We start from the raw sequence: 12,809 nt of genomic DNA on the forward strand, positions 1-12,809 counted from the left end.
TCCTTTAAGCGGCGCTGGGTAAAAAGCTTTCGCCGTCGGCCATGGCCTCGAGCGCGAAGTAGTCGGCCAGTGTCTGGCCGATATCGGCGAAGGTGCCGCGTTCGCCCATGGGGCCGGGGGTAAAGCCTGCGCCACGCACCATCACCGGGACGTATTCGCGGGTATGCTCGGTGCCTTCCCAACTGGGGTCGCAGCCGTGGTCGGCGGTGAGCAGCAGCAGGTCGTCGTCGCTCAGCGCGGCGAACAACTCGGGCAGGCGGGCATCGAAGTGCTCGAGCGCTGCGGCATAGCCCGGCACGTCGCGGCGGTGACCGTATACCGAATCAAAATCGACGAAGTTGGTCATGATCATGGTCGGGCGGTCGCTGGTTTCCCTAGCGGTGCGCGCCACCTCGTCAAGCGTTGCCTCCATCAGCGCGTCGTGACCGCTGGCCTTGACCTTGTGGGTAATCCCGCAGTGGGCGTAGATATCGGCAATCTTGCCGATCGACACCACCTCGCCCCCCGCCTCGGCGAGCTTTTGCAGCACCGTGGGGGTGGGCGGCTCGACGCTGTAGTCGCGACGGTTGCCGGTACGTGCAAAGTCGTCGCGGTTATTGCCGACAAAGGGGCGCGCAATCACGCGGCCAATATTATAGGGCTCGAGCAACCCGCGCACGGTTTCGCACAGTTCATAGAGCCGCTCGAGGCCGAAGTGCTCCTCGTGGGCGGCAATCTGGAAGACGGAATCCGCCGAGGTGTAGACGATCGGCTTGCCCGTGGCGACGTGCTCTTCGCCCAGGCGGGCGATGATCTCGGTGCCCGAGGCATGGCAGTTGCCGATCACGCCGGGCAGGTTGGCGGCATCGACAATCCTGTCGAGCAGCTCCGACGGGAAGCTATCGGTCTTGTCGAGAAAGTAGCCCCAGTCGAAGCGCACGGGGACACCGGCAATTTCCCAGTGGCCCGAGGGGGTGTCCTTGCCGCTGGAAATTTCCTTGGCGTGGGCGTAGGCGCCGGTCAGCGTGTCCGGCAGGTTAACGCCTTCCGCTTCAGTGCCGGTGGCATCGCGGTGGGCGTGAAACAAACCGAGTTTTGCCATGTTGGGTAGTTTCAAAGGGCCTGAGCGCTCGGCCGTATCGGCGTCGCCACGGGCGCAGGCGGCGGCGATGTGGCCCAGGGTGTCAGATCCCTGGTCGCCGAAGGTGTCGGCATCCGGCGCGCTGCCGATGCCAAATGAATCGAGGACAACAACAATCGCGCGGCGCATCAGGCTTCTCCTCTGAAGGTGTCTTGAAGTAGCGTGTCCGCGGTCGCGGCGGCGTCACCCAAGGTGACCGCGGCGCGAAGCTGGGCGGCGGCAAGGGCGGCGGCGTCTTCGGTTTTGGCGTGAACCATGGCGATAGGACGTTGACCATCCACACGCTCGCCGATTTCGGCAATGTCGCTGAAGCCGACGCTGTGGTCGACGCTGGCGTCGTTGCGCAGGCGGCCCCCTCCGAGTTCCACCACGCTCATGCCGACGGCCCGGGTGTCTATGCGCTGGATGATGCCCGACTGTTCGGCGTATACAGGCTTGATCACGTCGGCTGTGGCCAGGTAGTGATCCGAGCGCTCCATGAAGTCGGCAGGGCCACCAAGCTCGCTCACCATGCGGGCAAAGACCTCGGCCGCCGCACCTGACGTGAGGGCTTTTTCAAGCTTGGTCAGCGCTTCCTCGCGGCTATTGACCAACTTGCCCGCCATCAGCATTTCCACCGCCAGTTCGCGGGTTACCTGCATCACCCGACTGTTGGAGCGCTCGCCGCGCAATAGCGCCAGGGTTTCGACGATTTCGACCGCGTTACCGGCGCAGGGAGCCAGCGGCTGGCTCATGTCGGTGAGCAGGGCGGTGGTAGGTGTGCCCGCCTGTGTAGCCACGTTGGCAATGCTCTTGGCCAGTTCGCGGGATTTTTCCGGCGTGGGCATGAAGGCGCCGCTGCCGACTTTGACATCCATGACCAGGGCATCCAGGCCGGAGGCCAGCTTTTTGCCCAGGATAGAGGCGGTGATCAGCGGGATGGATTCCACTGTGGCGGTCACGTCACGCACACCGTAGATGCGCTTGTCCGCTGGAGCGAGGTTGCCGGTCTGGCCGATAATCGCCACGCCAGTGGATTTGACCACATCGCCGAAGCGCTCCGGGGCGGGATAGGGGTTATAGCCGGGAATGGATTCCAGCTTGTCCAGCGTGCCGCCGGTGTGGCCCAGGCCGCGGCCGGAAATCATCGGTACGAAAGCGCCGCAGGCGGCGACCCAGGGGCCGAGTACCAGAGAGACCAGGTCACCCACGCCGCCGGTGGAGTGCTTGTCGACGATCGGGCCCGGCAGGTCAAGCGAATCCCATTGCATGACGTGACCGGAGTCACGGGTGGCGGTGGTCAGCGCGACGACTTCCTCACGGCTCATGCCGTTTAAAAACACCGCCATGGTAAAGGCGCCAATCTGGGCATCACTGATACGGTCATCGGCAATGCTCTGAACAAAGGCCTTGATTTCTTCTGCCGGCAGCGGCTGGTTATCGCGCTTGAGGCGAGCATGGCAGTTGCCGATCACGCCGGGCAGGTTGGCGGCATCGACAATCCTGTCGAGCAGCTCCGACGGGAAGCTATCGGTCTTGTCGAGAAAGTAGCCCCAGTCGAAGCGCACGGGGACACCGGCAATTTCCCAGTGGCCCGAGGGGGTGTCCTTGCCGCTGGAAATTTCCTTGGCGTGGGCGTAGGCGCCGGTCAGCGTGTCCGGCAGGTTAACGCCTTCCGCTTCAGTGCCGGTGGCATCGCGGTGGGCGTGAAACAAACCGAGTTTTGCCATGTTGGGTAGTTTCAAAGGGCCTGAGCGCTCGGCCGTATCGGCGTCGCCACGGGCGCAGGCGGCGGCGATGTGGCCCAGGGTGTCAGATCCCTGGTCGCCGAAGGTGTCGGCATCCGGCGCGCTGCCGATGCCAAATGAATCGAGGACAACAACAATCGCGCGGCGCATCAGGCTTCTCCTCTGAAGGTGTCTTGAAGTAGCGTGTCCGCGGTCGCGGCGGCGTCACCCAAGGTGACCGCGGCGCGAAGCTGGGCGGCGGCAAGGGCGGCGGCGTCTTCGGTTTTGGCGTGAACCATGGCGATAGGACGTTGACCATCCACACGCTCGCCGATTTCGGCAATGTCGCTGAAGCCGACGCTGTGGTCGACGCTGGCGTCGTTGCGCAGGCGGCCCCCTCCGAGTTCCACCACGCTCATGCCGACGGCCCGGGTGTCTATGCGCTGGATGATGCCCGACTGTTCGGCGTATACAGGCTTGATCACGTCGGCTGTGGCCAGGTAGTGATCCGAGCGCTCCATGAAGTCGGCAGGGCCACCAAGCTCGCTCACCATGCGGGCAAAGACCTCGGCCGCCGCACCTGACGTGAGGGCTTTTTCAAGCTTGGTCAGCGCTTCCTCGCGGCTATTGACCAACTTGCCCGCCATCAGCATTTCCACCGCCAGTTCGCGGGTTACCTGCATCACCCGACTGTTGGAGCGCTCGCCGCGCAATAGCGCCAGGGTTTCGACGATTTCGACCGCGTTACCGGCGCAGGGAGCCAGCGGCTGGCTCATGTCGGTGAGCAGGGCGGTGGTAGGTGTGCCCGCCTGTGTAGCCACGTTGGCAATGCTCTTGGCCAGTTCGCGGGATTTTTCCGGCGTGGGCATGAAGGCGCCGCTGCCGACTTTGACATCCATGACCAGGGCATCCAGGCCGGAGGCCAGCTTTTTGCCCAGGATAGAGGCGGTGATCAGCGGGATGGATTCCACTGTGGCGGTCACGTCACGCACACCGTAGATGCGCTTGTCCGCTGGAGCGAGGTTGCCGGTCTGGCCGATAATCGCCACGCCAGTGGATTTGACCACATCGCCGAAGCGCTCCGGGGCGGGATAGGGGTTATAGCCGGGAATGGATTCCAGCTTGTCCAGCGTGCCGCCGGTGTGGCCCAGGCCGCGGCCGGAAATCATCGGTACGAAAGCGCCGCAGGCGGCGACCCAGGGGCCGAGTACCAGAGAGACCAGGTCACCCACGCCGCCGGTGGAGTGCTTGTCGACGATCGGGCCCGGCAGGTCAAGCGAATCCCATTGCATGACGTGACCGGAGTCACGGGTGGCGGTGGTCAGCGCGACGACTTCCTCACGGCTCATGCCGTTTAAAAACACCGCCATGGTAAAGGCGCCAATCTGGGCATCACTGATACGGTCATCGGCAATGCTCTGAACAAAGGCCTTGATTTCTTCTGCCGGCAGCGGCTGGTTATCGCGCTTGAGGCGAATCAGTTCTTGCGGGAGCATGTTAGTAGCCTCCGTCATTACGCGAGAGCGACGCGGTCTGCGGGTTGCCACTCAGGGTATTGAGCAAGTCCCCCAGCAGGCTGGACGCACCAAACCGGAAGTGGCGTGGCGAGATCCACTGGTCCCCCATGATGTTGGCGGCGAGAGTCAGATATTCGGCGGCCTCTTCGGCTGTCTTGACGCCACCTGCCGCCTTGAACCCGACATCCTTGCCGCTGGCTTTGATCGCCTGGAGCATGATCTCGGCGGATTCCAGCGTTGCGTTGACCGCCACCTTGCCGGTTGAGGTCTTGATAAAGTCGGCGCCGCCTTCAATGGCCAGCTCGCTTGCCCGCTTGATAAGCGCAGGCTCTTTAAGCTCGCCGACCTCAATGATGACTTTCAACAGCGCCTGGCCACCGCAGGCCGCATGGCACATTTCCACCAGCTCGCGGCCGGTCTCTTCGTCGCCCGCCATGAGGGCGCGGTAGGGGAAAACGACATCGACTTCATCTGCCCCGGAGGCGACGGCTTCACGGGTCTCGCGGGCGGCGCCCATGATGTCGTCACCGCCGTGGGGAAAGTTGGTGACCGTGGCAATTTTGACGTCACCGTTGAGCTCGTGGGCGGTGAGGGCGCGACGTGCGGTCACGACGAACTGGGGGTAGACGCATACCGCCGCCGGGTAGCCAAAGGGGGTTTTTGCCTTTTTGCACAGCGATTCGGTGGACGCATCGGTGTCGGTATCGTTGAGACTGGTCAAGTCCATCAGTGAAAGCGCCTGGCGCGCAGCAAGGGTGATGTTAATCGAAGCGGTCATGGACATCTCGCACAGTATTAGGATTTAAGAACGACTGAAAAAAACGGGCACTACTGTATATGACAGCAGCGCCCGCGTAATCGTTGACGGTTACGTTAAGAAGCTACGCTGCTCAGGGCGATAAAGAAGCCTGCAATAGAGGCCGACATCAGGTTAGACAAGGTGCCTGCCAATACCGCCTTGACGCCAAAGCGGGCGATTTCCTTGCGCCGCGAGGGGGCAATGCTACCCAGGCCGCCGAGCAAAATCGCAATAGAGGATAAATTTGCAAAGCCGCACAAGGCAAAGGAAAGAATCGCCATGGTGTGCGCGGTCATCGCTTGGCCAGTGGCTGCGACCATCTGCTCGCCTTCAATATAGGGTGCAAGGTTGATATAGGCGACAAACTCATTAACGACCAGTTTTTGGCCAATGAATGAGCCGGCCAGTGTTGCTTCTTCCCAGGGGACACCCAGTAAAAAGGCCAGCGGGGCAAACAGCCAGCCCAGAATCCACTCAAGGCTCAACGATTCAAAGCCGAACCAGCCGCCAACACCGCCGAGAATGCCGTTGATCAAGGCGATAAGCGCGATGAAGGCAAGCAGCATGGCCCCTACATTGGCAGCCAGCATCAAACCGGATGTCGCGCCAGACGCCGCTGCGTCCAGTACGTTGCTGGGCTTGTCTTCCTGCTCCTTTAATTCTTCCTCAACCTTGGAAACACTGTCTCTATCCTGTATTTCCTGCGTTTCGGGCATGATCAGTTTAGCAAACAGCAAGCCGCCGGGAGCTGCCATGAAAGAGGCAGCCACCAGATATTCCATGGGAATGCCCAGCGCGGCGTAGCCCGCCAGTACGGAGCCCGCCACCGACGCCAAGCCGCCACACATCACGGCAAACAGCTGAGAAGGTGTCATCCGGGCAATAAACGGACGTACCACGAGCGGCGCTTCGGTCTGGCCGACGAAGATGTTGGCCGTGGCGGAAAGCGACTCGGTACGCGAAGTGCCCAGCGCTTTCTGCAGGGCGCCACCCAGAATACGGATAACCCACTGCATGATCCCGATGTAGTACAGCACTGCAATCAGCGAGGAGAAAAAGATAATCACCGGCAGCACTTTAATGGCGAATACGAAGCCGACCTCGTCAGTATCTGCCAAGCCGCCGAACAGAAAGCTGATGCCGTCATCGGCATACACCAGAATCTGGCTAACGCCAGCCGAGATCGTCTGCAAGACGCTCTGACCAAAGGGCACATAAAGGACGAAAGCGCCAATGCCCGCTTGAATGCCGAAGGCACCCAACACCGTACGTAAGCGAATTGACTTGCGATCATAAGAAAAGATCAGGGCGATGGTCACCAGGGTGACCATGCCGACCAAGCTCATCAGGAGTGTCATAAAAAAAGATCCTTCGCGTGGGCCAAGTGCGTGTTACAGCAGGTTGAGCTTCACAGTGTAAATCATCGCGTTCTGATAATTGTTAGGCGTGCCTAGTTTTTCATCAGAATAGCGGTACTGGATGCCGGTCGTGATCAACTCGGAAGGATGCCACCACAAGCTTACCGCGCCATTGGTGCCCACGCTGTCAGCCTTGCCACCGACGTAGTTCTGTTCCAGGTATTCGTCGTCCCGGCCAAAGGTCTGCTCGTGCCAGTTGGTGACACCAAACTTCTGGCCAAAGGCATTGAAGTCGTAGCCCGCGACCCAGCCGGACATGAAGCCGTTCGAGCCGGTATAGTTATTACTTTGTACCCGGGCGGCGCCCAGAAACGGCTTGAACCAGACGCCGTTATCAAAGTTGGCGAGATAGCCCAGGCCCAGGATCTGGTCTTGCTCGCGGCTGTTGAAACCGTAATCACGGAAGTCGTAGAGGTGGGCATAAATCGACATCGGGCTGTCGCCCAGGTAAATGTGTGAGGTCAGCTTGCCCGCCGTGCGGAAGTTATCGGTGCCGCCGCTGGCTTCGTCGAACTGGTCGTTGGTGGGGTTCTCAAAATCAAAAAAGCCGTAAAACTCACCCCATTCGTAACCCAGCCCGCCCTCGATCTCCAGGAACATGAAATCGCTCTTGGCGGCATTGCTCGCGGTGCGGTCTTCGGTGCCGTCAGACCAGTCAAGATAATTGACCGACACATTGGCGAACGACCAGATGGGATCAAAGGCGTCCGCGTTAGCGGTGCTGGCGGTACCAGCGATTAGTAGGCCAGCGCCAAGCGCTGTTAGCGATGCGCGTGATGGAATAGCAGTAGTAAAACGAGTACGAGCAGTCATGGTAGCCTCAACCGGTTTGTTAGTTGCAGTTTTGATCCGCCTCGACGACGGACGTGAGGGCTGGCGTTGACCCGAATCAGCGGGTTTCTTGAGTTGTAATGTTAAAATTATAACATTTAGTGTTATTTTTCTAACGCGGATTTGCAATTTTTATCACGTGATCCGCTGTTAAATGAAAAACGGCTGACATAAAGTTTCAACGGCCGTTGATTTAATGGTAATTCTCTGGCCGCTCGCTCAGCATGGGGAGGAGAAACCTCAGCTAAAGGGGGAGAGCCACCCGTCAATGGGAAAGGCCATCAGCAAGTGGAGAAAGCTATCCCGCAAGCGCTCTCAAGCCCTCACAAGAGGTAACCTCCGCGATAACCCAGGCCCATTCAACGACAACAGGCCGTTACCAGGAGAAGCTGTCAATGAAAGACCGAAGCGCGTTGCGCTTGGCAACGTTGCAGGAGGCACTCGCTAGCGGTGGGACGCTGCATTTACGCGATGCGGCCGAACTGTGTGGTGTGTCCGAAATGACCATCCGGCGGGATGTTAACGCCTATCCGCAGGTGATTAGCCTGCTCGGTGGCCGATTGGTCATGGCGCATACGCCTGGTGTCACCCCGGTATACGACCTGACCGAGCAGCAGGCCAGCCACTACCAGGCGAAAAATCGCCTCTGCCAGCGTGCCCAGGGGTTCATAGAGGACGGCGATACGCTGTTTGTTGACTGTGGCTCGACATTGATGCCGCTAATGAATCAGCTGAGTGGTTATCAGGATCTGACGGTGATTACCTATGCCCTCAACATCGCGAATGCTGTGGCCCCCTTGCCGAACGTGCGACTGGTGTTGCTGGGTGGCTTGTTTTATCCGGCGTCGCAGTCGTTCGCCAGTGACACCATGGCGGAGTCCATCGAGCGGCTGGGGATTAACAAGGCGTTTATTTCGGCGGCGGGCGTTGATGTGCAGCGTGGGGTAAGCTGCTTCCATTTTCATGAGGTGCTGCCCAAGCAGGCGGCGATGGCGGCGGCCATGCAGCGTCTATTGGTCGTAGATGCCAGCAAGTTCGGTGTGGTGCGCCCGGCGTACTTTGCGTCGGTGAACGAGTTTGACGTGATCGTCACCGACGAGGAGGGCGCCCCGACCTTGCTGCGCGACGCACACAGCGCTTCGCCGACGATCACCGCGCCATAGTTCGTTGCATGGTTTTTTTGATTAAATTAGCCAAGTTACCTTTAAGCCTTAGGCCAATCGTGGCAGAATCCGCGGCGTTTACCTGCGGCAAATCGTCTCTTCTCTTCTGCGTCATTGATGCGAGAATAGCCTTCGTCTGCGGTAACTGTGTTCGGTGTTAGCCTGCCGAACGATCCTCTCTCGCGATCAGACGTCGACGTTAAGCACCTGCTTATCGACTGCGTTTGCTCAAGAGATTTTGTTAGCTCGCTATCCAGAATGGCAGCTTGTTTACAATGTTTGCCTCCCAGCCCTGACGAGGTCGTAACATGAGAAAAAACCTCTACGCCAAAGCGGCAGGTATTCTACTGTTGCTTTCTTTATTTTTATTGCTGGGTGGTTGTAGCTCGGCGCTGATGGATCCTAAGGGTCAGATCGGCGAAGAGCAACGCACCCTGATTCTGACAGCCTTTGGCATTATGCAGATCGTCGTGCTTCCCGTTATCGGGATGACGCTGTTCTTCGCATGGCGCTATCGTCGCAGTAACCACAAGGCCGCCTACACGCCTGACTGGGCTCACAACACCTGGGTTGAAGTGGTGGTGTGGCTGATTCCATGCGTTATTGTTCTCTTCCTAGCGGGGCTGACCTGGTACACCTCGCACAGCCTGGACCCGCACAAGTCCATTGCTGAGGAAGGCGAAGAAACGCTTGAAATCCAGGCTGTGTCCATGGATTGGAAGTGGCTGTTCATCTATCCCGAGCAAGGCATTGCCACGGTCAACGAGGTGGCGTTCCCCACGGATACGCCCGTACGTTTCCGGGTCAGCTCCGCGTCAGTGATGAATTCGTTCTTCATTCCTGAGCTTGGCAGCCAGATCTATGCCATGGCGGGTATGGATAACGACGTCCATCTGATTGCAGACGAGGAAGGCACTTACCCAGGTCGTTCTACCAACTACAGTGGTTCGGGCTTCTCGGGCATGACCTTTGACGCGCATGCGACATCGGAAGAAGGCTTCGATGAGTGGGTGGCAGAAGTCAAAGCGTCCTCCCAATCGATAAGCTTCGACGATGGCTATAACGAGCTGTTGAAGCCAAGCCGTAATCATCCGGTCGAGTACTTCTCTGAAGTATCGCCAACCCTCTATGACGACATCCTGAACGTTTACCACAGCGGTGAGCCTGTTGAGGTGTTGCCTGATGAGACCGGATACAAAAATGCCAGTAGCGATCATCAAGAGCAGGACGGCGATATGGCGATGAACGCGGAGGCAGCGGAGTAAACTATGTTTGGAAAACTCGGTTTAGACTCGATCCCCTTTTACGATCCCATCATGGTAACGCTCATGGTCATGACCGCCTTGGGCGGAGCGGTAGTGTTAGGGGGTGTTACCTACTTCCGCAAGTGGGGCTACCTGTGGAGTGAGTGGGTAACCTCGGTCGATCATAAAAAGATCGGGATCATGTATTTCATCGTGGCACTGGTGATGCTGATCCGCGGTATTGGTGAAGCGCTGATGATGCGTGCCCAGTTGGCGATTGCCTCTGGCGGGGCAGAAGGCTTCCTGCCGCCGGAGCACTACGACCAGCTGTTCACGACCCATGGCGTGATCATGATCTTCTTCGTGGCCATGCCCATGGTCATCGGTTTGATGAACCTGATCGTGCCGCTGCAGATCGGTGCGCGCGACGTCGCCTATCCGTTCCTGAACAACCTCAGCTTCTGGTTGTTTGTATCCGGTGCGATGATCGTCAACCTATCTCTGTTTATCGGCCAGTTTGGTACCACCGGCTGGTTGGCCTATGCGCCTCTCTCGGGGATTGAGTACAGTCCCGGGGTCGGGGTCGACTACTGGATATGGGCGTTGCAGATATCCGGGGTGGGTACCACCTTGACGGGGATCAACTTCTTCGTGACGATCCTGAAAATGCGTGCGCCGGGCATGAAAATGTTCCGCATGCCTATTTTCACCTGGACGTCGCTGTGCGCCAACGTGCTGATCATCGCGTCCTTCCCGATTCTGACCGCGACGATCGCGCTGCTGACCCTTGATCGCTACCTGGGGATGAACTTCTTCACCAACGATCTTGGCGGCAACGTGATGATGTACGTCAACCTCATCTGGGCCTGGGGCCATCCTGAGGTATACATCCTGATTCTGCCGGCCTTCGGGGTGTTCTCTGAAGTCGTGGCGACGTACGCCCGCAAACGGCTGTTCGGCTACCACACCATGGTATGGGCCACCGTCGCGATTACGATTCTGTCGTTTGTCGTGTGGCTGCACCACTTCTTCACTATGGGGGCGGGGGCCAACGTCAATGCCTTCTTCGGCATCATGACGATGATCATCGCCATCCCCACGGGCGTGAAGGTATTCAACTGGCTGTTCACCATGTACCGCGGCAGCATCGAGCTGTCCGTGCCCATGCTGTGGCTCATCGGTTTCATCATCGTCTTTACCATCGGTGGTATGACCGGCGTCATGTTGTCGGTGCCAGCGGCCAACTTTGTGCTGCATAACAGCCTGTTCGTTATCGCCCACTTCCATAACGTCATCATCGGCGGTGTGGTGTTCGGCATGATGGCGGGATTGTACTACTGGTTCCCGAAGGCGTTTGGCTTCAAGCTCGACGAAAAGTGGGGCAAGCGCAGCTTCTGGTGCTGGTTGATCGGCTTTCTCATGGCCTTTATGCCACTCTACGTGCTCAGCTTCGATGGGGCCGTGCGTCGCATGTCGTCTTACGGACCCACCGAGTGGCAGCCGATGATGATCATTGCCTTTATCGGTGCCTGCATTATCCTGATGGGTATCTTGTCGACGCTGATCATGGTGGCGGTCAGCATCAAGAACCGCCATAGCATGAAGTATGCTGACATGAGCGGTGACCCCTGGGATGGCCGTACCCTCGAGTGGGCAACGTCCTCTCCTGCGCCGTTCTACAACTTTGCGCATCTGCCGAAAATCAGCGGTATCGATGACTTCTGGCGCCAGAAACAGGAAGGTCGTGATGCGATCAGCAGCGGTCCTTATCAGGACATCCACATGCCGCGGAATACGATTGCGGGACCGGTGATCAGTCTGTTCTCGATGATCTTTGGCTTTGCCTTGGTATGGCACATCTGGTGGCTGGCGATTGTCGGTGGTATCGGTATGTTTGTCGCCTTCATCGCACGCGTTGCCAATGACGACATTGATTACTACGTGCCAGCGGCTGAAGTCGAACGTATTGAGACTGCACATAAACAGCGCCTCGAAGAGTATCGGGAGTGGTTGAAGCAGCATCCCGAAGAAGCGTCTCATCTACAGGTCCGGATGCAGGGGTAACCATGGCGAACGAAGCAGTAACTAACCACGACGATCACGCTCATCCCGAGACGCATGATCACCACGATACCGGCAGCATCAAGGTGTTCGGTTTCTGGGTTTACCTGATGAGCGACTTGGTAATCTTCGGAATACTATTCGCTACCTTTGCCGTGCTCCTTCGGGGCACGGCCGGTGGACCCGACGGCTCAGAGATCTTTGATCTACCACTGATTCTGACCGGTACCTTTGCACTGCTGATCAGTAGTTTTACCTATGGGATGGCGGTGCTGGCAATGACCGCCGAGAAGGTCGACAAGGTCAAGAAATGGCTTTGGATCACCTTCGTGCTGGGAGCAGCCTTTATCGCCATGGAGATTTATGAGTTCCAGCATCTCATAAATCTCGGCTATGGCCCTGATCGCAGCGGCTTCTTGTCTGCCTTCTTTACACTGGTTGGCACACACGGTCTGCACGTAACCTTCGGGCTGATCTGGATCCTGGTGGTACTCTATCAGCTGCGTACCAAGGGTCTGAACGATATGACGCGTCCGCGTATTTTGTGTCTAAGCTTGTTCTGGCACTTTCTGGATATCGTGTGGATTTGTGTATTCTCATTCGTCTACCTGATGGGGGCTCTGTAATATGAAGGACTCACCCACTGCACACGGCAGCGTCAAGTCTTATGTGACGGGGCTGATTCTCTCCATCGTGCTGACCATTATCCCGTTCGCGGCGGTGATGAGCGGCGCGTTGAGCATGAATGCCACCGTCTGGACGATCGTGATCACTGCAGTTGCCCAGATATTGGTGCAGCTTGTGATGTTCATGCACATGGACACCAAGCAGGAGGAAGGCTGGAATTTCATGTCTTTCGTCTTCACCTTGGTTATTCTCGGCCTGGTTGTTGGAGGATCGTTGTGGATCATGCAACATCTACACCTCAATCTACAAATGGGATAACGTTT

The 12,809-nt window shown here is 58.2% G+C and carries 11 protein-coding genes; 5 read left to right on the forward strand and 6 right to left on the reverse strand.

Annotated elements, in window-relative coordinates:
• Positions 1 to 4 precede the first annotated feature (4 nt).
• From NH395_RS05350 to NH395_RS05380, 6 genes are all read right to left on the reverse strand, one after another.
• On the reverse strand, positions 5 to 1,249 hold the full coding sequence (locus tag NH395_RS05350; protein WP_253022958.1) for a phosphopentomutase: 1,245 nt from the start codon (positions 1,247 to 1,249) through the stop codon (positions 5 to 7).
• On the reverse strand, positions 1,249 to 2,997 hold the full coding sequence (deoA, locus tag NH395_RS05355) for a thymidine phosphorylase (protein WP_366065230.1): 1,749 nt from the start codon (positions 2,995 to 2,997) through the stop codon (positions 1,249 to 1,251). The genes NH395_RS05350 and deoA (NH395_RS05355) overlap by 1 nt, the downstream gene beginning before the upstream one ends.
• Positions 2,997 to 4,322 carry a thymidine phosphorylase gene (gene deoA, locus NH395_RS05365; RefSeq protein ID WP_253022960.1) on the reverse strand — a complete coding sequence of 442 codons (1,326 nt, stop codon included), beginning with the start codon at positions 4,320 to 4,322 and terminating at the stop codon, positions 2,997 to 2,999. Before deoA (NH395_RS05365) ends, deoA (NH395_RS05355) begins: the two co-directional genes overlap by 1 nt.
• A 1-nt stretch (position 4,323) precedes the next feature.
• On the reverse strand, positions 4,324 to 5,127 hold the full coding sequence (gene deoC / locus NH395_RS05370; protein ID WP_199283772.1) for a deoxyribose-phosphate aldolase: 804 nt from the start codon (positions 5,125 to 5,127) through the stop codon (positions 4,324 to 4,326).
• 89 nt (positions 5,128 to 5,216) lie between these two features.
• Positions 5,217 to 6,500, reverse strand: a complete 1,284-nt coding sequence (locus NH395_RS05375; protein ID WP_199283771.1) for a NupC/NupG family nucleoside CNT transporter — start codon at positions 6,498 to 6,500, stop codon at positions 5,217 to 5,219.
• 33 nt (positions 6,501 to 6,533) lie between these two features.
• Positions 6,534 to 7,373, reverse strand: a complete 840-nt coding sequence (locus NH395_RS05380; protein ID WP_199283770.1) for an outer membrane protein OmpK — start codon at positions 7,371 to 7,373, stop codon at positions 6,534 to 6,536.
• A gap of 413 nt (positions 7,374 to 7,786) precedes the next feature.
• Here NH395_RS05380 and NH395_RS05385 point away from each other — a divergent pair, with 413 nt between their 5' ends.
• The 5 genes from NH395_RS05385 to cyoD all read left to right on the forward strand — a co-directional run bounded on the left by NH395_RS05385 (position 7,787) and on the right by cyoD (position 12,804).
• Positions 7,787 to 8,554, forward strand: coding sequence for a DeoR/GlpR family DNA-binding transcription regulator (locus NH395_RS05385; RefSeq protein ID WP_253022962.1), 768 nt, complete (start codon positions 7,787 to 7,789; stop codon positions 8,552 to 8,554).
• Between the two features lie 308 nt (positions 8,555 to 8,862).
• On the forward strand, positions 8,863 to 9,819 hold the full coding sequence (gene cyoA, locus NH395_RS05390) for a ubiquinol oxidase subunit II (protein WP_199283768.1): 957 nt from the start codon (positions 8,863 to 8,865) through the stop codon (positions 9,817 to 9,819).
• A gap of 3 nt (positions 9,820 to 9,822) precedes the next feature.
• Positions 9,823 to 11,862, forward strand: coding sequence for a cytochrome o ubiquinol oxidase subunit I (gene cyoB, locus NH395_RS05395; protein WP_199283767.1), 2,040 nt, complete (start codon positions 9,823 to 9,825; stop codon positions 11,860 to 11,862).
• Positions 11,863 to 11,864: 2 nt separating this feature from the next.
• Entirely contained in the window at positions 11,865 to 12,485 is a 621-nt protein-coding gene (gene cyoC, locus NH395_RS05400; protein WP_199283766.1) for a cytochrome o ubiquinol oxidase subunit III, read from the forward strand.
• Position 12,486: 1 nt separating this feature from the next.
• Positions 12,487 to 12,804 (forward strand): cytochrome o ubiquinol oxidase subunit IV, encoded by a 318-nt coding sequence (gene cyoD, locus NH395_RS05405; RefSeq protein ID WP_253022964.1) that lies wholly within the window; start codon positions 12,487 to 12,489, stop codon positions 12,802 to 12,804.
• Positions 12,805 to 12,809 lie beyond the last annotated feature (5 nt).

This window comes from Halomonas sp. Mc5H-6 (assembly GCF_024124705.1).
GTDB lineage: Bacteria > Pseudomonadota > Gammaproteobacteria > Pseudomonadales > Halomonadaceae > Vreelandella > Vreelandella subterranea.

Excerpts from the sequence above, each read along its gene's own strand:
- deoA (WP_366065230.1), bottom strand. The coding sequence starts at position 2,997 with ATGCGCCGCGCGATTGTTGTTGTCCTCGATTCATTTGGCATCGGCAGC.
- cyoC (WP_199283766.1), top strand. The coding sequence starts at position 11,865 with ATGGCGAACGAAGCAGTAACTAACCACGACGATCACGCTCATCCCGAG.
- cyoD (WP_253022964.1), top strand. The coding sequence starts at position 12,487 with ATGAAGGACTCACCCACTGCACACGGCAGCGTCAAGTCTTATGTGACG.
- NH395_RS05385 (WP_253022962.1), top strand. The coding sequence starts at position 7,787 with ATGAAAGACCGAAGCGCGTTGCGCTTGGCAACGTTGCAGGAGGCACTC.
- deoC (WP_199283772.1), bottom strand. The coding sequence starts at position 5,127 with ATGTCCATGACCGCTTCGATTAACATCACCCTTGCTGCGCGCCAGGCG.
- cyoA (WP_199283768.1), top strand. The coding sequence starts at position 8,863 with ATGAGAAAAAACCTCTACGCCAAAGCGGCAGGTATTCTACTGTTGCTT.
- NH395_RS05380 (WP_199283770.1), bottom strand. The coding sequence starts at position 7,373 with ATGACTGCTCGTACTCGTTTTACTACTGCTATTCCATCACGCGCATCG.
- deoA (WP_253022960.1), bottom strand. The coding sequence starts at position 4,322 with ATGCTCCCGCAAGAACTGATTCGCCTCAAGCGCGATAACCAGCCGCTG.
- NH395_RS05350 (WP_253022958.1), bottom strand. The coding sequence starts at position 1,249 with ATGCGCCGCGCGATTGTTGTTGTCCTCGATTCATTTGGCATCGGCAGC.
- NH395_RS05375 (WP_199283771.1), bottom strand. The coding sequence starts at position 6,500 with ATGACACTCCTGATGAGCTTGGTCGGCATGGTCACCCTGGTGACCATC.
- cyoB (WP_199283767.1), top strand. The coding sequence starts at position 9,823 with ATGTTTGGAAAACTCGGTTTAGACTCGATCCCCTTTTACGATCCCATC.